Here is a 21,403-nt window from a genome sequence, read left to right on the forward strand (position 1 = left end):
TGAAGATTTTGCCCTGCTAGACGCGAGTTCGTTGCTGGCCGTCGGTCCGGCAGCTTATTCCCCGTTTTCACCCACGACCCTCTTCGCTTTAGGGAGAGACGATCTTGTCCCGGTCAAGGCCGAGATTGCATCGGCGGGGCGGGCCTTGATGCCATGGTCACCGGTTCATCCTGAGTGGAATTTTCTAGATAATGGCGATCTCGAAATTCGCTGGACCAGACGGTCTCGGGCGGGAATGATCTGGCCCGATCATGTCGAAGTGCCGCTGGCTGAGGAGGTCGAGAAATATCGTTTGGAACTGTCGCCGGCAGGGGGTTCTGGCGCATCCATCATGATTGAGTCGGAAATGCCGAATGTAATTATATCCGCGGACCAAATTGGACCGTTTCAAGCGGGGGAATTCGATAGCCTGATAGCCAAGGTCTACCAGATTGGAGCCTTTGGTGTTTCAGAAGCATTGGTAGTTGAAATGCCAATATAAATTCTCTGAACTAGGTCGTAGTAAAATTATTGGAAAGAATAGAATATGGCTTTACTAGAAACCGCCCGGCTTGAATTGCCGTTGCTTGCCGCAGGGCAGGCTCACAAGGAGCTGTTCCATAACGCAGCCCTCGCCCGCATCGACTTTTTGATCCACCCGGTCGTACAGGCAATTGAAACCGATCCGACGACCATTACTCCCGTTGCCGGCCAGTCCTGGCTCGTAGGCTCCGGCGCAACAGATGACTGGCTGGATCATGATGATCAAATTGCTGGCTGGTCGGGTAATGGCTGGCAATTTTTCTCGCCGCTGCCATCGATGCGTGTCTATATTGAATCGGCCGACAACTTCGCAATTTATCGCGAATCCTGGCAGTTGGCGATTGAAGTCGGAAGTCCGGTGGCGGGTTCTTTCATTGATGCAGAGGCTCGAGGCTCCATCGATTCGATTTTGACGGCCCTTGAAGCCCACGGAATTCTCAAATTCGGCACATGATAACCTATTCAGAGACCTATGGAAAAGCTGAATCACCGGACTTAACCGATTCTCAAAGCCATTTTTTGGACTAAACACCGCAAATGGCGACATTTTCGCAACAGTTATGCGATTTGGCTGCTTGCACTGACCGTGGCTAGAGGTTAGAAAGCGGCGTGAAATTTAGAACCTAAATGAGAAGGGGAATATAAATGCGGAAGCTTGCCTTAGGACTGGCGCTTGCCTCCACAGCGCTCGCTACACCTGCTCTGGCCCGTGATGGCCAGTGGTATGTTGGTGTTGAGGGCGGTGCAATGATCGCTGAAGATCTGTCTATCGATGTTGCCGGCAACGACGGTGCATTCGAAGTTGATCATGACGCCGGTTATGATTTTGACGGTATTGTAGGTTATGACTTCGGAGGTTTCCGTCTGGAAGCCGAAGTTGGATATAAAGCTGCAGCAGCCAATCGCGTAGAAGCTCTTGCCCCAGGTATTCCTGGTGCTGCAAACGGTGCTGGCGGATTAGTCACTGGTACTTTTCCAATCAATGGCGAAGTAAACGCGCTCAGCTTCATGCTGAACGGTATGCTGGACTTTGGTGACGATGACGGCATCCAGGGCTTTGTTGGCGCCGGTGTCGGTGTTGCACGGACCGAAGTGACGAACATCTTTGCCGGACCTTATATCGATGATTCGGATACAGGCGTAGCATGGCAATTGCTTGCTGGCGTTCGTGCTCCGTTGAGCGATAGCTGGGATGTTGGACTGAAATATCGTTTCTTCAATGCTGAAAAAATCAACCTCGTAGACCAAGTTGGCCGTACGGCTGACACGCGTCTGCGGACCCACTCGATTCTGGGTAGCTTGATTTACAACTTTGGCGGCGAACCAGCGGCACCACCACCGCCACCGCCACCGCCACCACCACCACCACCGCCACCACCGCCACCACCACCACCACCGGCAGTATGTGCGCCTGGCCCTTATATTGTGTTCTTTGACTGGGATCAGTCGGATATCACACCAGAAGCGGCTTCGGTTCTCGACAATGCGGTTACCGCATATGGTGATTGTGGTTCGGCTCAGGTCATGCTGGCTGGTCACGCTGACAAATCTGGTTCTGCCAGCTACAACGTCGGTCTGTCCCAGCGTCGCAACGGTGCTGTTCGTGCTTACCTTGAATCGCGTGGCATTGGTGCCGGCGCGATCGCAAGCGAAGCCTTCGGTGAATCGCGTCCTCGCGTTGACACTGCAGACGGTGTTCGCGAACCGCAGAACCGTCGTGTTGAAGTTATGTACGGACCTGGTTCGGGTAACTAATACCAACATAAATATTAATTGTGAAAAGGGCTGGTCTTCGGACCGGCCCTTTTTCGTTTCAGCTCTGCAACTAAGGCGGTTTCGCGATCTTTCTTTTGGGCAGATATAATCGTGTCGACCAACGCGCTACGGACGTTGGTCCCGTTTGAGTTTCACAGTAACTGGACTATCTGACGGGATTAAAGAGTAAGCATGGCCGCATTTGCGTCCGATAGACGTCAGCCAGACAATATGCTTTGTCCGATGATCTGGACCAAAGCAGAGTGCGGGTGATTCTAAAAAGGCGGGTTTACGAACTTTATCCGCGTATCCGGCCTGCTGAATCCAGATTATTGGAATCGCGTCTTCCCGAACGACGGCCTTGAATTTTGGCGAAGTACCAAGTCCTAGTTCATCAGGCTTTCGAACAACGGCAATCCATCCGTCCCGCCGTGCTTGCTGTCGACGGCACGTTCGGGGTGCGGCATCATCCCCAAGACATTTCCTGTTTCATTGATGATACCGGCGATATTCCGCGAGGACCCATTGATATCACTTCTATATCGAAACACTATCTGGCCTTGGCTTTCCAACTTATCCAACGTGCTTGCGTCAGCGAAGAAATTGCCGTCATGATGGGCAACTGGAACCGAGATCGGCGTATTTTCCGTAAAGCGTGAGGTGAAAATCGTATCACAATTGGTGACATCGAGTTCAGCATCCTTGCAGATAAAATTGATCTTGCTGTTTCTCATCAGCGCACCAGGCAATAATCCGATTTCGGTCAGGATTTGAAACCCGTTGCACACGCCTAATATTTTGACGCCACGCTGTGCTGCCTCAACGACGGCACTGATGATGTTTGAGCGGGACGCCATCGCCCCTGATCTTAGATAATCACCATAAGAAAAACCGCCTGGGATGGCGACCAGGTCGATCCCCGAAGGAAGTTCGCTGTCACCGTGCCAGACCATATGGGGCTTGTTGCCGGAAACCTTTTCCAAGGCGACGGCCATGTCGCGGTCACAATTTGAGCCGGGAAAGACGATCACCGCAGATTGCATCAGCCCACGGTCTCCTGTGTCGAATCCGCGATCTCGATTTCATAATTTTCGATCACAGTATTCGCGAGCAGCTTGTCGCACATTTTTTCGATTTCAACGCGCCCAACAGATGCATCAACATCGAGCTCGATCAGCTTCCCAGCACGGACGTCATTGACGCCTGAAAAGTCGAGGCTTTCCAGCGCATGATGGATGGCTTTTCCCTGGGGATCCAATACGCCATCTTTCAGCGTTACAAATATTCTGACTTTCATCCGTCGCCCTCGCGTTGTTCCGCAGCCAATATCGCCTTGCTATAGCGGCAAGTTTAGCAGGGGCAAGAGCAAGAAAGCAAAATGGAAATGTCAGGCGGTGAAATGCGTTGATTGGGCTTCAGAAATAGCGTGCAAATTTAAAATTTACGCGGTGGCGGTTCATTTCATACAGGTCGTAATTGCTGTCTACCCGGGAATAATTATAGTCTATGGAAGGCGAGAAGCCGAGAAATTTGATTTTCCGACTGCCAATATAGGCGCGAGCGAAGCCCCTCCAGTCTTCTCTCTTTTCCGTGGAATAGAGCAACAAGGGTGCATCAAATTCGGAACGACTGACACTGGCCGAAACGCCTGCGTTCAGGCCGAGCGGTAATTCTCCACCAATACCAAGATTCATGCCATAGTTGAGACTGGAGAAGCCGTCAGCGTTGAGCAGATCACGGCGCGTAAAAACACTGGCAGAGGCGATCAGGGATTTGCCGATAACATGTTCGTAGGTGACATTGGCACCTAGCTGCCAACCGCTGTAGGCGTCGCTAAACTGTGATTCCGTGCGGCGGGCATCCAGCTCAAGGCCCAACCTCTGGCCTTCGCTGAGCGCCTGCTGATAGCCGAACTTGCCGCCATACTCCCGGGTAGCGAGCTGACCGCCATACCAGCGCTGAAGGCCGACAGCCTGCAACGATAGACTGGCATAGCGAGCGATGCGAAGCTCTGGGCCAGCGGCCACCTGAACGACAATGTCGTCGGCATCCTTGCCGTCGTAATTTATGATTTTACTATCGGCATCAAGCAATAGAGCCAGTCGATCATTGGCCTTTACGCGTATCCCCCCGGAGAACCCAGCTGTTTGACCAATGCCGGAACGCTCGCGTGCGTTTTCATCCAGTTGCAAGGGGAGTTTGATGGGGCCAAAGTTGATGTCGATCGTTTCGGCATTGGTAGCACCGTTGATATTGGTATCCGGGGCAAATCCAAAATCGAAACTGAACCGCCATACCCGCTGATCACGCAAAATACTGCGGGTATTGCGAATAGTCTGGGCGATTTCATCCGGTAGATTGTCGTCATTCTGGGCGAGACGGAAGTGATAATCTGCGCTGGCTTCCTTGCCAGTCATCAAATAGGCTCTGGCTAGTTCCAGCCTGACCCGGGTCTGGCCAGGATTGTCATCCAGAATTGACCGGAATTTGATGATTGCGCCATCTACGTCGCCAGTTTCGATTGCGATATATCCAGCCAGAAACCGTTGCTGCATTTGTAGTTCAGGAACCTGTCCAAGCGCATCGACCAACGGAAGTGCCGCTTGATAGTTTTTTTCCTGAATTAGTGCCTCTGCCTTCGCGAGCAACTGCGTTGGTGTCACCTGAACATGACATTTTCCGCCAGCATCACAGGTTGGCTGCAACTTTGGAGCGATATCCGCGGCTGCGTCGACCGTAGTCGCTAAAGAAGTTGACGCCTGCGCCTCGCCGAATCCTGCAATGGTTATGCAAGACATAGCTGTAGCTTTGAGCAGAAATTCAGACGTAATCATCCTTGGTCTCTAGGGCTTCTTGCCAACAAAAGTTCCCAAGATATCAATCCGTTCATCCGGAGTACCGCCAACGATTCGATAGCCACCACCAATTTCGGTACCGTTGGGCCCATAAAAGGCGCCATTGATGCTAGACCCTGCGATGACCAGATCCAAGCGTGCACCGCCAGGATTGACGAACCATGCTTCGTTGAACTGACCCAAGAATCCACCAGCGTTGACCAAATTGATGCTGCCTCCTCCATTTGCTCGGAAAAGGGCATCTTCTAGGACGCTATGCTGGCCACTGGTGCCATCGAACAGCGGTGCGCCAACGTTACCATCTAGGGATAGAGAGAAAGTGTTGGCGCCAAAGTCAATATTGGTTGTGGCTGTGCCAGCTATCCATTGAAAATAAGTGTCAAAATTCCCAGTAGTATCTGGCTGATCGTTAAACACCATCGATGCTAGCATTGAGCCCTCGAACGCACCGGTGCCGGTGGTCGGAACCTTATCGTTCGCAGTCAATTCGCCATAAGCAAATGCGCCACGTTCAAATGTGTTTGATTGCACCGTAACGCCGGTTGTTGTGCCATTGCCGTTGGCTTGGTCTTGTCGACTAACAGACGCTTGGTTGCGCAAATATCCGGCGAAAGTTACATATTGAGTTTCTGTACCCGGCGTTTGATAGAAAAAAGTCGTTGAATTATAGCTGCCGGGGAGTTCTGGATCGAGAAGCTCGAACACGAATTCGCCGGGAAGGCCTGGATCGTAATACACATTATCGCTGGTGCCGCTCTCCAGATAGTTAACACCCGAAATATTCCAAGCCGCTGAGCCCAGATTTGGGGTCCCCCGCTGAGGTTCTACCACGCCGCCAAAGTTAGTTCTGTGGAGAGGATCCTGAAATCGGCTAGTCGCTGTTGTACCGGCGGTTGGGTTATTGAAGCTAACATCGAAAATAGCGTCGCGAGGGTTGTAGGCAATGGTAAGGTTCGAATCGCGTACAGTCGTTGCGTCGCCTTGGTAAAGCTGGCCAGTTTGAGATGCGGTTCGCGTGCCAGGGATAGCAGCTCCGGTGGCGTCGGCTTGGACTGATACTGCCTGACTATAGGCATAGCTATGCGAACTACCCACCGCTTTATAGGTTTTGGGATCTTGAGGACTGACAAATGTGTGAGCCGTTCCGCCGCTGGTGCCGCCACCACTGCCTGTGCCGCCAGTTGGCGGCGCACTGCTGCCCACGGATTGAGGACCGGCTCCGCCGCAGGCGGCGAGCATCGTTGTCGTAGCGAGCAAAATTAGTAAGCGCATTGGAAAAGTTCCTCACATGAGTTCCACATGAGGGCGGTGCTATCATTTCAATGGTTAAATTCGCGTAAACCATAAGCGATATTCACGGGATACTACCGCCCCCTTGACGGGGTTAATCGCATGATCACCTAACCACGGCCCGAAAAACTATGGTTACTTTCCGCGCTTCTTTCGTTCACTATTTAAGTCCAGCACTTCGCTTTCGCCTTCCGGGAAAAGGCCCAGACGACGGGCAACTTCCTGATAGGCCTCGGCTTCTCCGCCAAGATCGCGGCGGAACCGGTCCTTGTCGAGCTTCTCGTTGGTCTTGATATCCCAAAGACGGCAACCGTCCGGGCTGATTTCGTCAGCAAGGATGATGCGCGAGAAATCGCCTTCGAAAATTCGCCCGAATTCGAGTTTGAAATCGACCAGCTTGATACCGATCCCGGCAAACATCCCGGCCATGAAGTCGTTAATCCGGATAGCCATGGCAGAAATGTCCTGCATCTCTTCCTGGCTTGCCCAGCCGAAGCAGGCGATATGTTCTTCTGCTACCAGCGGATCGCCGAGAGCATCATCCTTGTAGCAATATTCCAGCAAAGTGTGCGGAAGCGGCGTGCCCTCTTCAATGCCAAGGCGTTTGGAAAGAGAACCGGCCGCAACATTGCGAACAATCACTTCAATCGGGACAATCTCGACCTGCTTGACGAGCTGTTCGCGCATATTGAGGCGGCGGATGAAGTGGCTGGGGATGCCGATATGGCCGAGCAGCGTGAAAATATGCTCGCTGATCCGATTGTTGATCACGCCCTTGCCGTTGATCGTGCCCTTTTTTTCGGCATTGAACGCGGTCGCATCATCCTTGAAATATTGGATGATCGTGCCAGGCTCAGGGCCTTCATAAAGAATCTTGGCCTTGCCTTCATAAATTTGGCGACGACGGGACATTGCTGGTTTCCACTTCGCAAAGAGAGCGACAAAAAATCATGCCCCGATTGTTCGAATCATGGCTGATTGAACGGATCGGGGCAACCGAGCCTTACTATATGCGAAAGCAGCTTGCGGCGCAAACAATCCCGTTTCATGATGGTTAACCGGATTAACCGAAAGATTGTGATCGCAATGAATAAATATCACAGCATGAATGAGGTCCTGGAAACGCTATATGAGTGTATATCAGGTCCGCCCGGTGGGCAGGACTGGGAACGTGACCGGGAAATCTATCATCCGCGCTGCGTGCTGGTTCGCACGAGAATCGAGGATGGCAAGGCTGTCGCTTATCCGTTCAGCTTTGATGAATTTGTCGAGGCATCGATCCCGATGCTCGCCGGCCGGTCCTTTTACGAGATCGAAATTGGCCGCAAAGTCGATATTTTTGGCCAGGTAGCCCATGTCTATTCCACTTATGAAGCGCGTGAAACGCCGGATCATTCCGAGATCCAGTTTCGAGGCGTGAATATGATCCATCTCTGGAATGACGGCATAGGCAACGATGGCAAGCCCAACGGTCGCTGGTGGATCATGGGGATCATATGGGACAATGAACGGGACGGCCTTGATCTGCCGGAAGCTTGGTTGACTCGATGACCAACATTTCCGGGAAGCTGTTTTTCGCGCTAGTGCTCACAGCGGTGTCGGCGGCGATCACACTCGCGTTGCTCATGCTCTTCGGTCCCGACTGGTCGCGTTTCGCTGCAGCGACCTGTACCGAAACCAGATGCTTTTGCGAAATGCCCAGAACCGGTTCGTTTCTGCTGCAACCTGCCAACAGTTTTTCATCGTTCGGCTTTGTCTTCGCCGGCTTTCTGATGATATTGGTGGGCCGATCTCGTGACTGGTTGTCGGCTTTTCCGGCCCCGGCGGCTAGCATTCTCGGGGTTGCCGCGATCGTCACAGGGGTTGGATCGTTCCTGCTCCACGCTACGCTAACTCTGTGGGGGCAGTTTTTCGATGTGCTGGGCATGTATCTGGTCAGCGGGTTCTTTCTCATCATCGCGATCGCGAAATGGCGAGGCATCGCTGATAGGCGCGCGATGATCTATTATGCGCTGCTTTGTGTCATTCTTGTTGCAACGCTCTATGCGCTCCCCGAAGTCCGCCGCTGGCTCTTCGCGGTGATCCTGCTGGCCGCAATCACGCTGGAACTGGTCTTTGCCAGGCCACTGCGTCCACAGGTCCGGACCGGCTATTATATCGCCGGGCTTGTCGCCAATATTGTCGCCTTCACGATCTGGAATCTGGACCAGCGCGGCCAGCTTTGCAGCCCCGAAAGCCTGGTGCAGGGGCATGCGGTCTGGCATCTTCTTGGTGCAGTCGCGTTGTGGTTCGCGTTTCTCTATTATCGTAGCGAACGGCCCGTGACGTAAAATTGCTCTGCGAAGCCATGCTCCTTCGTCTTTCCTCTACTTTCCCTCTACCAAGCATGAATCCACCCTGCTATCGCTCCTCCCATGAGTGATGTAACCGAAGCCCCGCCCGAAGAACCCGAAGATGAATTTGATGCGATAGTCGAAGCGCCCTTTGATGCAGCGCTGTCCGAACGTTATCTGATTTACGCGATGTCGACGATTACCGCCCGGTCGTTGCCGGATCTGCGCGATGGTTTGAAACCCGTGCATCGCCGGCTTTTATGGGCAATGCGGATGCTGAAGCTCGATCCGTCGCAGGGATACAAGAAATGCGCCCGGGTTGTCGGTGATGTCATCGGTAAATATCATCCGCATGGCGACCAGTCGGTCTATGACGCGATGGTCCGCCTCGCCCAGACCTTTTCGCTGCGCTACCCATTAGTCGATGGACAAGGGAATTTCGGCAATATCGACGGCGATAATGCTGCGGCCTATCGATATACCGAGGCTCGCATGACGCGCACGGCGATCGAGCTGATGCACGGTCTCGACGAAGGCACAGTCGATTTCAAACCCACCTATAATGGCGAAGATGAAGAGCCCGAGGTCATGCCTGGACTTTTCCCCAATCTGCTCGCCAATGGTGCAAGCGGTATTGCGGTAGGCATGGCAACCAGCATCCCGTCGCATAATGTCCACGAGATTATCGACGCCGCAACGCTCTTGATCGACTCTCCCAAGGCCGAGCATGCCGAGATCATGGCGATTGTCCGCGGCCCGGACCTCGCTACCGGCGGTACGCTGGTCGATCCCAAATCAGTAATCGACGCGGCTTATGAAAGCGGACGCGGCGCGATGCGGGTGCGCTGCAAGTGGGAGAAGGAAGACGCCGAGGGGCGCGGCGCGTGGCAGATTGTCATCACCGAAATTCCGTACCAAGTGCAAAAGGGCAAGCTGATCGAGCAGATTGCCCAGATTATTGCCGACAAGAAATTACCGATTCTCGCCGATATCCGTGACGAATCGGACGAGCAGGTGCGGATCATTCTGGAGCCGAAGAGCCGGGCGGTCGATCCGGAAGATCTGATGAACGCATTGTTCCGGATGTCCGATCTCGAGAACCGTTTCTCGCTCAACATGAATGTGCTCGACAAGGACCGGGTGCCCAAGGTGATGGGCATCAGCGAGGTACTGAAGCACTGGATCGTCCATCAGATTGAAGTGCTAGTCCGTCGTTCGCAGCATCGGCTCGACAAAATTGATGGTCGGCTGGAGCTGCTTGAAGGCTATATCATTGCCTATCTCAATCTCGACCGGGTGATCGAGATTATCCGCAATTATGACGAACCCAAGCCGATGTTGATGGACGAGTTTAAGCTGACCGACCGTCAGGCCGAGGCAATCCTCAATATGCGGCTGCGGTCTTTGCGCAAGCTAGAAGAAATGGAATTGCGTAGCGAGCGGGACAAGCTACTCGAGGAACGGGAAGGGCTTGAAAAGCTGATCGAAAGTCCGGCGCGGCAGAAGACGAGACTGAAGAAAGACCTCGCTGACCTGCGCAAGCTTTATGCCGAAGACACCGCGTTGGGAAAACGGCGCACGATGCTTATCGAAGCGGCACCGGCAAGGGAAATTTCGCTCGAAGCCTTTATCGAGAAAGAGCCTGTCACGGTGATCATGTCGCAGCGGGGCTGGATCAAGGCGATGAAGGGGCACGCCGATCTCTCCTTACCGGACAGTTTCAAGTTCAAAGAGGGTGATGGCCCGAAATATGCTTTCCACGCGCAGACGACCGACAAGCTGCTGATGTGCTGCGATAACGGTCGCTTCTATACGCTCGGTGCGGACAAGCTGCCCGGCGCGCGCGGCTTTGGCGAGCCGGTAGGGTCTATGGTCGATCTCGACGCCAATGCCGAGCCGATGACGCTGATGGTTGCGGATTTGAAGGGCAAGCTGCTGATCGCCTCCAGCTGGGGACGCGGGTTCATTTGCAGCATCGCGGACGTGGTCGCGGAAACCAAGAAGGGGCGTCAGGTCGTAAACCTGAAGGGTGACGCGCGTCTTTTGGTTGTGCGCAAAATTCCGGAAGGCGCCAATCGCGTCGCAGCGATCGGCGAAAACCGCAAGCTGGTCGTATTCTCTCTCAGCGAGATGCCCGAAATGGCAAAGGGGCAGGGTGTCATGCTACAGCGCTACAAGGATGGCGGACTGTCGGACGCGATCGTGTTTAATGACGATGACGGCTTGAGCTGGGCCATGGGCGGCGACAGCGGACGCACCCGGACCGAAAATGATCTGACCATGTGGCGGGTTGCGCGCGGCGCAGCTGGACGATTGCCACCTACGGGTTTCCCGAAGAGCGGGAAGTTTGACTAGATCTGAGCAGGATGCCATTTCCTCAGGGTTGGCCAGCATATATCGATGCAAAATGATTTAGATGCCTGACGCAGATACCTTTGAACGTTCGGAAAAATTTGCAGGGAATAGAGCGATTATCTCTCAAAATATTGAGACATTTGTTTTCGATAAAGTGAATAATTGTTCATGTACTGTAAATATCGGTCATGGAATTTGAAGCAGAGCTCTGGAAGATCGGCGGTTTCTTAGTGAGAAAGCTTGGTTTCAGGTGAATGGAGGGTAAACTGACAGTCTAATCACCCGTGATTTGGCAAAATATCTACCGTCTGCCTCGGTGTTGTGTGGACTTTTACCGGAATAGGTAAAAATGCGTCCAAACTTGTCTTCTTTCGGACGAGCTATTTGGAATTAGTTGACTTGACGACAAAAAAGCGTCATCTGAATCAGGTCTGATTTCGGCGCTCCACGTATGACAGGAAGAATCTTCTAAACCGATGAGCAGAGATAAAGAGACCTTGTGCGAATGGATTGATCGGCTTGAGCAGATCTTATCGCAGCTCGACTCTATCGATGCCAACATAGCGGCTATCCATGTTGATATTGCGATCCTGGAACTTTGCCAGTTGGCAGAAGTCGAACGGATCGGTGGAAAAATAAAAGCCGCCTAGCTTTTTCGACAAAATCAAGTCAGAAACCAGCAAGCTCACGACCGATATTCTCAAGGGCATTGCTGGTCCGGATATCGCCATATGCGGTCAGCTTCAACAGCACCTGTTCATCGTCTTGAGCGTCGACTGATTTAATGATCAACCCGACACCGACCAAATAATCGACATATCTGGACATAGTACTCATCGGCATATTGTGGGTGATTGCAAGGCCATGCACCGTAATCGGCTTGCAGGCGCTCTTAGCGGCGACCAAATCAAGCAAGATATGCCACGAAACATCGTCAATGCCGGAGGTGATGTCCCGGAATTGTTCCGACCTGAGGGCACGGCTTTTCAGCAGGAATTTAGCGGTTTTGGACGGGCTTATGCCGTAGCTCTTGTCTGTTTGTGATTTTGGGACCGAGAGTTTCATCTGCTCAAGCGAACTATCATTAGGACTGTTTGTATTGGCTTCAATGAAGGTAAAATCTTTGTGCTGACGCATACATACTCCCGTCGCATAATCTAATTTCATAACCGTACCGACCGAACGGTCGGTAGTCAACGTGGTCAAGCGCTAATGTGCTAGAATATCAAAATAAATGTCATTGTGGATAAGGGGATCGCGGTGCTATGTGCGATTGATGGCAGGCGTGACAACGATATCAACAAAGACAGCAATCATGAACGCTGCGGAAAATGCTGTGCGGAGAAGAGGCTATAACGGGTTTAGCCTCGATGAAGTCGCATGCGAAGTCGGAATTCAGAAGTCCAGCATCTACTATCACTACTCTTCAAAGTCGGACCTGATCGCTGCCTTGCTCAAACGTTTTTCCGGTCAGATCTCTTCATTTCTCGAACATGTCGCAGACACAGAGAGCCGTGCCGGCGATCGTTTGATGGCCTATATTCTGGAAACAAGAAGCTTGATTGAAGAGGGGGACTCGATTTGTTTGTCGGTCGCTCTCAATATTGACCAGCAGAGCTTGCAGGCCAAAATCGTTAATGATCTGGCGTTGTTTCATCGGATCAATATAGACTGGCTCGCAGCCACATTTAAGCTTGGACTGCAGGATGGCAGTATAATCGATATTGGCAACCCTGCAGAAGAAGCAAACGCCTGCCTCGCTCTGGTCGACGGTGCTCAATTGATCGCTCGCGCCCATCAAAATTCAAAATTATACGATGAGGCCACTCGCTTGCTGCGGTCGAGGATTGTCGGCGCCAATGCAAAAGATATCGCTCATTAGATCAGGGTTGTCCAGCAATCCCAACTGACCGCCGCCGACCATCTCCGATATGAAAACTTGATTGCTTTATCCTTCCCGCCGCTTAGTCTGATCGACAGTGCAAAAAGGAGGGGAGGCCAGCTTGCCCGATATTAACCGAGATGCGCCGGATAAAGGCGCGGAAACGAGTGTCACGGAAAAGGCCTATTGGTCACAGAATATCCGGTTATTGTGGACCCTAATGGCTATCTGGTTCGTCGTTTCCTTCGGCGCGGGGATTATTTTCCGCGATTTTCTCGATCAATTTTACATCGGTGGTTATCCGCTCGGTTTCTGGTTTGCGCAGCAGGGAGCGATCTATTTCTTCATTCTGTTGATCATCATCTACAACGTCCGGATGAAACGGATCGAGCGTCAATATGATCTTGATGACTGAGCGCGGCTGATGACTACCCAGACCCTCATTTACCTGTTTGTTGGCCTGTCCTTCGCGCTCTATATCGGCATTGCAATCGCGTCGCGGGCCGGTTCGACCAAGGAATTTTATGTCGCCGGCGGCGGGGTCAATCCGGTGGTCAATGGCATGGCAACCGCAGCAGACTGGATGTCGGCGGCGAGCTTCATTTCAATGGCCGGGATCATCGCTTTTTCCGGCTATGACGGCTCGGTCTATCTGATGGGCTGGACCGGCGGCTATGTAATGCTGGCGCTGCTGCTCGCGCCCTATCTCAAGAAATTCGGCCAATATACGGTCCCCGACTTTATCGGTACGCGCTATTATTCGAAGGCCGCCCGGGTGGTCGCGGTAATCTGCCTGATATTCATCAGCTTCACCTATATCGCCGGTCAAATGCGCGGCGTCGGCATCGTCTTCTCCCGCTTTCTCGATGTGCCGATCAATCTTGGTGTCATCATCGGCATGGCTATCGTCTTCGTCTATGCCGTGCTCGGCGGGATGAAGGGCGTTACCTATACGCAGGTCGCGCAATATTGTGTGTTGATCTTCGCCTATATGGTTCCCGCCTTTTTCATCAGCTTTCTGGTCACCGGTAATCCGGTTCCGCAACTAGGACTGGGCTCGACGGTCAATGACGGCTCGGGGCTCTATGTTCTCCAGAAACTGGATCTGGTGCTGCAGGACATGGGCTTTGGCGCTTATACCGACGGCAGCAAGTCGATGATCGATGTCTTCTGCATCACCGCTGCGCTGATGGTCGGGACGGCTGGCCTGCCGCATGTTATCGTCCGGTTCTTCACCGTGCCCAAGGCTTCTGACGCGCGCAAGTCGGCCGGATGGGCGCTGGTGTTCATTGCTCTGCTCTACACGACCGCACCTGCGGTAGGCGCCTTTGCCCGGCTTAACTTCATCGACAGCGTCAACAATGTCGAATATGCGCAGGCCCCCGAATGGTTCAAGAATTGGGAGAGCAATGATCTGATCGCCTGGCGCGACAAGAATGGCGACGGCAGAATGCAGTTGGGCAAGGGCGACCCGTTCGAGGGCGCACCGGAATTTGCCGGAGATATCGGCGCCAATGGTGAGCGGATTGTCGCCAATGCTGCAGCGGACGACAATATCAACGAGGTCTATGTCGACCGCGATATCATGGTCCTGGCCAATCCGGAGATCGCCAATCTGCCCGGTTGGGTGATTGCGCTGGTTGCCGCCGGAGGACTAGCGGCGGCATTATCGACGGCCGCGGGTCTGTTGCTCGTTATCTCCTCCTCGATCAGCCATGATCTGCTTAAGCAGACTTTCCGGCCAGATATCACCGAGAAGGGCGAGCTTCTCGCCGCGCGTCTTGCCGCTACTGCTGCGATATTCGTTGCCGGCTATCTCGGCATCTATCCGCCCGGCTGGGTCGCGCAGGTGGTGGCCTTTGCCTTTGGCCTTGCCGCTGCGTCTCTGTTCCCGGCGATCTTCATGGGCATATTCTCCAAACGGATGAACCGCGAAGGCGCGATTGCCGGCATGCTGACCGGCCTGAGCTTCACCTTCCTCTATATCGGCTGGTTCAAACTCTGGTCGCCGGAAAGCAATGTCGAGGCCAATTGGCTTTTCGGAATATCACCCGAAGGCATTGGTCTGATCGGGATGGTTCTGAATTTCTCGGTGGCGATAGCGGTGGCGAGATTCACCAAAGCGCCGCCGAAGGAGATCGGCTGGCTGGTCGACAAGATCAGGGTACCGAGAACTTGAGTCTAGGACAGATGTCGCATGTGGTTCACCGATGAAACCTAGCGCTTTTTGGCAATTTTCAGCTTATCCAATTTGGACCGGGTCCGGATCGATTCCTCGCTGCGGGTCAATGCTTTGGAAATTGCCTTGAGCGTCATTCCCTTTTTCGCAAAGGCATGAAGCTTCTGGATTTCTTCGCTGGTCCATGCCTGCTTATGGCGTTCAAAATGTTCTTTCATGGGCTTTGGCTTAACAGATTATCACTGCCATGCACCCAAATACCGTACCCCATTCTTCATCGGGAATTTGCCGATGCTGGCGCACCGCTGGTGAAAGCGGGGTTTGCATATATCGATTTGTCAGCTAGCCAGCGACAAACATTATCAATTGGAGCTACTTATGAAGTTTGACGAAGTTGTCCTCGGCCGCCGCAGTATACGCGGATATAAACCTGAACCAGTAGCCAAAGAGCTGATTGAGGAAATCCTCGGACTGGCGATGCGTGCGCCTTCGTCGATGAATACGCAGCCCTATAATTTCTACGTCATCACCGGCGAGCCGCTGGAAAAAATTCGTGCAGGCAACACCGAACGGATGCTGGCCGGTGTGCCGCAATCGCGCGAGTTTCGTCAAGGTGAGCCATTTGCGGGCGAGCACCGCGAGCGGCAGATTGGCGTAGCGAAACAGCTATTCTCTGCGATGGGGATCGAGCGCGATGACAAGGATGCGCGGCAGGACTGGGTCATGCGGGGCTTCCGCCAATTCGACGCGCCGGTGTGCGTGATCATCACCTATGACCGTGCAGTGGACGGCAGTGACGACACCCCATTTGATTGTGGCGCGGTGGCGACTGCCCTGGTCAACGCGGCATGGTCGCGCGGACTGGGTACGGTCATCAACAGCCAGGGCATCATGCAATCGCCCGTGGTTCGCGAACATGCCGGGATTGCCGATGATCAGGTGATCATGAAAAGCATCGCTTTGGGCTGGCCGGACGAGAGCTTCCCGGCCAACGCAGTGGTATCGACGCGCAAGTCGGTAGACGAGGCCGCTGTATTTGTCGGCTTCGACGGCTAGGTTTGTGCTCCGCACTTGATGCGGAGCCCTGCGCGACAAGGAACAATACTCGCCGTCAGAGCTTCGCATCAAGTGCGGAGCACATTCATCTGTTCAAGCGCCCTTTGACCAGCGCATCCACAACACTCGGATCGGCCAGCGTCGACGTGTCGCCCAGCGCGCCATGTTCATTCTCGGCGATCTTGCGCAAGATGCGCCGCATGATCTTGCCGGAGCGGGTTTTCGGCAGAGCGGGGGTCAGATGGAGATGGTCGGGCGTAGCAATCGGTCCGATTTCCTTGCGAACGTGACTGCGCAGTTCGGCAACCAGTTCCTCTGATGTTTCCACGCCCGCGTTCAGCGTGACATAGCAGTAGATACCCTGTCCCTTGATATCATGGGGATAGCCGACCACCGCCGCTTCGGCGACGTGGGGGTGCGAGACCAGCGCTGATTCGACTTCCGCCGTGCCCATGCGGTGGCCCGAGACATTGATCACATCGTCGACCCGGCCGGTGATCCAGTAATAATCGTCGGCATCGCGCTTGCAGCCGTCACCGGTGAAATATTTGCCCTTATAAGTGCTGAAATAGGTCTGGATGAACCGCTCATGGTCGCCATACACGCTGCGCGCCTGTCCCGGCCAGCTGGTTGTGAGGCAAAGATTTCCGTCCGTTGCCCCTTCCAATATTTTGCCGTCGCCATCGACCAGTTGGGGCTGGACGCCGAAAAACGGCTTGCCCGCGCTGCCCGGCTTCATACCATGGGCGCCGGGCAGTGTGGTGATCATAACCCCGCCGGTTTCGGTCTGCCACCAGGTATCGATAATCGGTGACTTGCCTTCGCCGACGACGTCATAATACCAGCGCCATGCTTCCGGATTGATCGGTTCGCCGACGGTACCGAGCAGGCGGATAGACGACCGGTCATGGGCTTTGACCGGTCCATCCCCTTCGCGCATCAGAGCGCGGATGGCGGTCGGAGCGGTGTAGAAGATATTGACCTTGTGCTTTTCCACTACTTCCCAGAAGCGACCGAAATCCGGATGGTTGGGGATGCCCTCGAACATGATCTCGGTGGCGCCGTTGATCAGCGGACCATAGACGATATAGCTGTGGCCGGTGACCCAGCCGATATCGGCGGAGCACCAGAAAACCTCGCCCGGCTGATAGTCGAACGCATAATGAAAAGTCGTCGCCACCCAGACCGCATAGCCGCCGGTTGTGTGGAGAACTCCTTTGGGCTTGCCGGTCGAGCCGGACGTATAGAGAATGAACAGAGGGTCTTCTGCGTTCATCGGTTCGCACGGACAATCGGCAGGGACGTCGGCGGAAATTTCATGATACCAGTGATCGCGCCCTTCGGTCATTTCCACCGGCGTGTCGGTATGATTGATCACCAGCACAGCCGTAACATTCGTGCCATCGCGGGTCAGCGCTTCGTCGACATTGGTCTTGAGCGGTACAAGCTTGCCGCCGCGCCGCCCAGCGTCCGCGCAGATCACGAATTTGCTGTCACAATCCTCGATCCGGCCGGCCAGCGCATCGGGAGAAAAGCCGCCGAAGACGACGCTGTGGATCGCACCGATCCGGGCGCAGGCGAGCATGGCAATCCCGCCTTCCGGGATCATCGGCATGTAGATGGTCACCCGGTCGCCCTTGCCGACGCCGAGTTTTTTCAGGCAGTTGGCCATTTTGATGACTTCTGCCTGCAGATCGGCGTAGCTGATGGTGCGGCCGGGCGACTTCGGGTCATCGGGTTCGAAAATCAGAGCGGTGACATCGCCTTTTCCGGCAGCCACATGGCGGTCGATCGCGTTGTGGCAGATGTTCAATACGCCATCTTCATACCATTTGATCGAAACCGGATCGAAGGAGGCGTTGGAAATTTTCGTCGGCATGGTCTGCCAGTCGAGCCGTTCGGCCTGACGTGCCCAGAAGCTGTCCGGGTCGCTGATGCTTTCCTGATAGAGCCGGTCATAGTCAGCCGCGGTGCAATGGGTGGATTCACCGCTGCGTGGCGACGTGATCAGCGCGACCAGATCCTTTTTTACTGCATCATCCGTCATTTTCCGTCTCTCCTGTTTTTGCGCTTGTCCGGAATAGTTGTTCCGTCGCAAATATCAATATCATCACCACCGGTTTCCCGGTTCGTGGCTAGCCGGCCAGCTTCAGGTCAGCGACAAATTCTCTGATCCACTGCTCGTCCTGGAATCCTTGCGCAATCCACGCGGCCTCGATCTTCGCCAAAGTCCTGGCGACAACCGGACCGGGTTTCAGGCCCTGTTCGATCAAGGCGCCGCCGGTCAACGGAAAGACCGGGGGCTGCCAGTCCTGGAGCCGTGCGAGCATATCGGGGAAGGTTTCGTCGTTGGCGAACAAGATCGCGACATCGCGAGCTGCGTCGACATTGGTGTGATAGGCAAAGGCGCGGATATCTGCTGGCGCTATGTTATCTCCATCCAGGCTCGGCAAAAGCCGCTCGCCAATCGCCTTTTGTTGCTTCTTGGATAGCTTGAGGCTTTTGGCAATCTCGCTGGCTTTATCCGCGTCCTTCGGCAGCAGCGCCACCAGTCGCCGGATCGCGGTTGGTGCAAAGTGAAGTCTCTGCTCGCGCTGGACGATCCGGCTGAACAATGTCGCGGAATCTTCGTCGATTTGCTCGACAATATGCGACATAATTCCCGCGTCAATCATTTGGAGCACCGCTGATCGCGGGTCTTCGGTCTGGAGCAGTTTCAGAAGCTCATCGGCAATTCGCTCGCGGGAGAGCGTTTCAAGTTTCGCGGCCGCTTTGGAGCATGCAGCATATGCCTCCTCATCCACCTGCTGTTTTCCAAAGCGCGCTTGAAAACGGAAATAGCGCATGATCCGCAGATGATCCTCGGCGATCCGTTCTGCAGGAGAACCGATGAAGCGGATCTGAAGTCGCTGCAAGTCTTCCAGTCCACCGAAATAGTCGAAAATCTCCAGCGTATCCGGATCGGCCGAAAGCGCGTTGATCGTGAAATCCCGGCGCGCCGCATCTTCCTTCCAGTCATCGCTGAACGCCACCGTCGCCCGCCGTCCGTCGGTGGAGACGTCGCGGCGAAGGGTGGTTATCTCGACCGGTCCGTCGGGCAGCACCGCGGTCACCGTGCCATGGGCGATGCCGGTAGGCACAACCTTGATGGAGGCTGCCGTGAGCCGCTCCATCACGTCCTCGGGCAGCAAGGGCGTAGCGATATCCACGTCCTTCACCTCGAGCCCCAGCAAGGTGTCGCGGACGGCGCCGCCAACAAAGCGCGCCCCGCCATCCAGCGCAGCGATCAGCGCAGCGAGGCCCCGTCTCTCCATCCAGTCTGCCGATGGTAATGTCATGGTCCCCAGCCTAGCCTTTTTCCGAGATTGTTCAAAATCCCCGCAGTAATTCCCCAGATGCGATATTCTTGCCAGTAGATTTCGTAATAATGGCGCTTGCGCCCGTTCCAGGTTCCTTCGTGGATCGTGCGGTTTTTGGGGTCGAGCAGGAAATCCAGCGGTGCTTCAAACCAGCTTTCGACCTCGCTTGGATCGGCGATAAAGGGCAGGTCCGGGGGAATGACGCTCAGCACGGGCTGAATATTATAACCGCTTCCCGACTGGAAACTGTCGGTCATTCCGATGATATCGACATGGCCGCGATCGAGAGCCACTTCCTCATGCGCTTCGCGCAGGGCCGCATCGATCGCATCCCGGTCGCCCGGATCAATTTTACCACCGGGAAAGGCCACCTGCCCGGGATGGTTGCGCATATGTTGCGGGCGCTGGACAAAAATCACTCCCGGATCAGGGCGATCGGTCACCGCGATCAGTACCGCTGCATCGCGCAGGACTTTCAGATCGTCGATATGGTCGCGTTCATTGTAGAGCAGATGATCGAGATCACTCGCATGGCCTTTGACAAGTGCCTTCTCCAGCCGGTCGCGCAGGATCATATGTCGGCCGCGATCGGGAAGAAGGTGCCAGCGGACCAGATACCGATGGGGTCGGTCGCGTCTTCCAGCGCCAGTTCGGCGAGTTGATAATAGACCGGCCGCGCTAGCACTGCCTCGAGTCCGTTCCGCACTAGCAAATAGGGTTGCGGCTTATCCGCGCCAAAGCGCAGCGGATGTTCGGCATTGGCGACCACCAGATGATCGGTGTTGAGCCGGAAAGCGAGCGTCCGTTCGGGACCGCTGCCCTCGCTTTCCAGTTCCACCGCGACGAAGGGCGCCTCATCAACGATGATGCTCAGCTTTTGATAGGGGGTAACCAAGGCATAGCTGTCATCCGCTTCCCGGCGCAAGATGCTGGAAAAGGCGCGAACCATGGCCGGACGTTTGATCGGATCACCCTGATGATACCAAGTGCCGTCGGCGGCTATACGCATCTCGCTATCGCCGGTCTCCTCGGGATTCCATTGATCTACCGGGGGCAGCTTCTGCGCTTCGGCCAATTCCGCAATTTCTGCGATGGAGAGCGAGGCTAGTTCGGGCGGCGGAGTATATGGCATAGTAAATGCCTATTGCCCGGCGTCATTTCTGTAAAGGCTTAGACTCGCTATCTCGACCAAGGTCCGAGCGCGCCGGTTTCAGGCAACGGGTTTTTAGGGTTAGCACGAACCAGCAGACGTGACGGTTCCCATGGTCCCGGCAGGGTCCATCCGCCAGTCCCCTCGGCGGTAAAATCGAAGAACCGTCCGTAATATTCCGGATCGCCAATCATCACCAAAGGTAGCGGATCATCGGCGTGAATTTCCTTGAGCAGGGCCGCCATCATCATTCGGCCTATGCCCTCGCGCTGGAAATCGGGGTAAACCGCTACCGGACCGACCATGATCATCGGATGCGTTTTGCTGTCTTCATCGGTGAGGGCAATCGGCCAGCACTGGATCGATCCCAGCAGTTCGTGCTTTTCCTGATCCACGGCAGCCAGAGAAAGCCCTTCAAGCATGTCCACGCCTTCGCGTAGCTTATAGGCGGTGCGTTCGTGCCGGTCGTTGCCAAAGGCGGAGTCGAGCAGGGATTCGACCAGTTGCGGATCGATTTCGGCGAGAGGAATGATGCTGGTCAAATCGTTGGTCTCATATATCTGGAAAAGCGCGCGCTACTCCGCTTTGCAGCAAAAGTCGAGCCGGATAGGTTGCATTTGCCAGATCGGCAAGCGCCAGCTAAAAGATTGATCTGTTAAGGGAGTTT

General features: G+C 54.6%; 22 protein-coding genes and 1 pseudogene. 11 read left to right on the forward strand and 12 right to left on the reverse strand.

From position 1 onward, the window contains the following. From V7680_RS07190 to V7680_RS07200, 3 genes and pseudogenes are all read left to right on the forward strand, one after another. Positions 1-481: pseudogene (locus V7680_RS07190) on the forward strand (hypothetical protein); the annotation flags it as partial. Positions 482-526: 45 nt separating this feature from the next. Next, entirely contained in the window at positions 527-976 is a 450-nt protein-coding gene (locus tag V7680_RS07195; protein WP_335652607.1) for a DUF2793 domain-containing protein, read from the forward strand. 191 nt (positions 977-1,167) lie between these two features. Continuing rightward, a complete protein-coding gene (locus V7680_RS07200; protein WP_335652608.1) occupies positions 1,168-2,277 on the forward strand; it encodes an OmpA family protein in 1,110 nt (369 codons plus the stop codon). Positions 2,278-2,663: 386 nt separating this feature from the next. Here V7680_RS07200 and purQ read toward each other — a convergent pair whose 3' ends face one another. The 5 genes from purQ to purC form a co-directional block, all read right to left on the reverse strand. Beyond that, positions 2,664-3,320: a phosphoribosylformylglycinamidine synthase subunit PurQ gene (purQ, locus tag V7680_RS07205; RefSeq protein WP_335652609.1), complete on the reverse strand. Its 657-nt coding sequence runs from the start codon at positions 3,318-3,320 to the stop codon at positions 2,664-2,666. After that, on the reverse strand, positions 3,320-3,574 hold the full coding sequence (gene purS, locus V7680_RS07210; protein WP_335652610.1) for a phosphoribosylformylglycinamidine synthase subunit PurS: 255 nt from the start codon (positions 3,572-3,574) through the stop codon (positions 3,320-3,322). Before purS ends, purQ begins: the two co-directional genes overlap by 1 nt. A 118-nt stretch (positions 3,575-3,692) precedes the next feature. Continuing rightward, positions 3,693-5,075 carry a surface lipoprotein assembly modifier gene (locus V7680_RS07215; RefSeq protein WP_335652611.1) on the reverse strand — a complete coding sequence of 461 codons (1,383 nt, stop codon included), beginning with the start codon at positions 5,073-5,075 and terminating at the stop codon, positions 3,693-3,695. Between the two features lie 45 nt (positions 5,076-5,120). After that, complete coding sequence (locus V7680_RS07220; protein ID WP_335652612.1) at positions 5,121-6,404, reverse strand: transferrin-binding protein-like solute binding protein; 1,284 nt, start codon at positions 6,402-6,404, stop codon at positions 5,121-5,123. A 153-nt stretch (positions 6,405-6,557) separates the two neighbouring features. Further along, on the reverse strand, positions 6,558-7,334 hold the full coding sequence (purC, locus tag V7680_RS07225) for a phosphoribosylaminoimidazolesuccinocarboxamide synthase (protein WP_335652613.1): 777 nt from the start codon (positions 7,332-7,334) through the stop codon (positions 6,558-6,560). Between the two features lie 192 nt (positions 7,335-7,526). On the opposite strand from purC, the gene V7680_RS07230 reads away from it, so the two are divergent. The 4 genes from V7680_RS07230 (at position 7,527) to V7680_RS07245 (ending at position 11,760) form a co-directional block, all read left to right on the forward strand. Next, on the forward strand, positions 7,527-7,973 hold the full coding sequence (locus V7680_RS07230; RefSeq protein WP_335652614.1) for a hypothetical protein: 447 nt from the start codon (positions 7,527-7,529) through the stop codon (positions 7,971-7,973). Then, positions 7,970-8,752 (forward strand): ceramidase domain-containing protein, encoded by a 783-nt coding sequence (locus tag V7680_RS07235; RefSeq protein ID WP_335652615.1) that lies wholly within the window; start codon positions 7,970-7,972, stop codon positions 8,750-8,752. Before V7680_RS07230 ends, V7680_RS07235 begins: the two co-directional genes overlap by 4 nt. Positions 8,753-8,836: 84 nt before the next feature. Continuing rightward, on the forward strand, positions 8,837-11,110 hold the full coding sequence (gene parC, locus V7680_RS07240) for a DNA topoisomerase IV subunit A (RefSeq protein WP_335652616.1): 2,274 nt from the start codon (positions 8,837-8,839) through the stop codon (positions 11,108-11,110). A 476-nt stretch (positions 11,111-11,586) separates the two neighbouring features. After that, complete coding sequence (locus tag V7680_RS07245) at positions 11,587-11,760, forward strand: hypothetical protein (protein WP_335652617.1); 174 nt, start codon at positions 11,587-11,589, stop codon at positions 11,758-11,760. Between the two features lie 19 nt (positions 11,761-11,779). On the opposite strand, the gene V7680_RS07250 is transcribed toward V7680_RS07245, so the two are convergent. Further along, on the reverse strand, positions 11,780-12,277 hold the full coding sequence (locus V7680_RS07250) for a MarR family winged helix-turn-helix transcriptional regulator (RefSeq protein ID WP_335652618.1): 498 nt from the start codon (positions 12,275-12,277) through the stop codon (positions 11,780-11,782). A gap of 148 nt (positions 12,278-12,425) precedes the next feature. Between V7680_RS07250 and V7680_RS07255 the strand changes: the two genes are divergently transcribed. The 3 genes from V7680_RS07255 (at position 12,426) to V7680_RS07265 (ending at position 15,171) form a co-directional block, all read left to right on the forward strand. After that, entirely contained in the window at positions 12,426-12,992 is a 567-nt protein-coding gene (locus tag V7680_RS07255; protein WP_335652619.1) for a TetR/AcrR family transcriptional regulator, read from the forward strand. A 121-nt stretch (positions 12,993-13,113) separates the two neighbouring features. Further along, positions 13,114-13,407, forward strand: a complete 294-nt coding sequence (locus tag V7680_RS07260; RefSeq protein ID WP_335652620.1) for a DUF4212 domain-containing protein — start codon at positions 13,114-13,116, stop codon at positions 13,405-13,407. Positions 13,408-13,416: 9 nt separating this feature from the next. Next, on the forward strand, positions 13,417-15,171 hold the full coding sequence (locus tag V7680_RS07265) for a sodium:solute symporter family protein (RefSeq protein ID WP_335652621.1): 1,755 nt from the start codon (positions 13,417-13,419) through the stop codon (positions 15,169-15,171). A gap of 38 nt (positions 15,172-15,209) precedes the next feature. Here V7680_RS07265 and V7680_RS07270 read toward each other — a convergent pair whose 3' ends face one another. Continuing rightward, complete coding sequence (locus V7680_RS07270; protein ID WP_335652622.1) at positions 15,210-15,389, reverse strand: hypothetical protein; 180 nt, start codon at positions 15,387-15,389, stop codon at positions 15,210-15,212. Between the two features lie 160 nt (positions 15,390-15,549). Between V7680_RS07270 and V7680_RS07275 the strand changes: the two genes are divergently transcribed. Next, on the forward strand, positions 15,550-16,227 hold the full coding sequence (locus V7680_RS07275; RefSeq protein ID WP_335652623.1) for a nitroreductase: 678 nt from the start codon (positions 15,550-15,552) through the stop codon (positions 16,225-16,227). An 85-nt stretch (positions 16,228-16,312) separates the two neighbouring features. Here V7680_RS07275 and acs read toward each other — a convergent pair whose 3' ends face one another. The 5 genes from acs to V7680_RS07300 form a co-directional block, all read right to left on the reverse strand. After that, positions 16,313-18,274: an acetate--CoA ligase gene (gene acs, locus V7680_RS07280; protein WP_335652624.1), complete on the reverse strand. Its 1,962-nt coding sequence runs from the start codon at positions 18,272-18,274 to the stop codon at positions 16,313-16,315. A gap of 88 nt (positions 18,275-18,362) precedes the next feature. Beyond that, the gene (locus V7680_RS07285) at positions 18,363-19,565 is read right to left on the reverse strand and encodes a CCA tRNA nucleotidyltransferase (RefSeq protein ID WP_335652625.1); all 1,203 of its coding nucleotides are present in this window, start codon (positions 19,563-19,565) and stop codon (positions 18,363-18,365) included. Beyond that, positions 19,562-20,161, reverse strand: a complete 600-nt coding sequence (locus tag V7680_RS07290; RefSeq protein ID WP_335652626.1) for a CoA pyrophosphatase — start codon at positions 20,159-20,161, stop codon at positions 19,562-19,564. The genes V7680_RS07285 and V7680_RS07290 overlap by 4 nt, the downstream gene beginning before the upstream one ends. Further along, the gene (locus tag V7680_RS07295; protein WP_335652627.1) at positions 20,158-20,718 is read right to left on the reverse strand and encodes a DUF1285 domain-containing protein; all 561 of its coding nucleotides are present in this window, start codon (positions 20,716-20,718) and stop codon (positions 20,158-20,160) included. Before V7680_RS07295 ends, V7680_RS07290 begins: the two co-directional genes overlap by 4 nt. A gap of 47 nt (positions 20,719-20,765) precedes the next feature. Further along, positions 20,766-21,278: a GNAT family N-acetyltransferase gene (locus tag V7680_RS07300; RefSeq protein ID WP_335652628.1), complete on the reverse strand. Its 513-nt coding sequence runs from the start codon at positions 21,276-21,278 to the stop codon at positions 20,766-20,768. Positions 21,279-21,403 lie beyond the last annotated feature (125 nt).

Origin of the sequence: Parasphingorhabdus sp. (genome assembly GCF_036963705.1) — a bacterium.
Classification (GTDB): Bacteria; Pseudomonadota; Alphaproteobacteria; order Sphingomonadales; family Sphingomonadaceae; genus Parasphingorhabdus.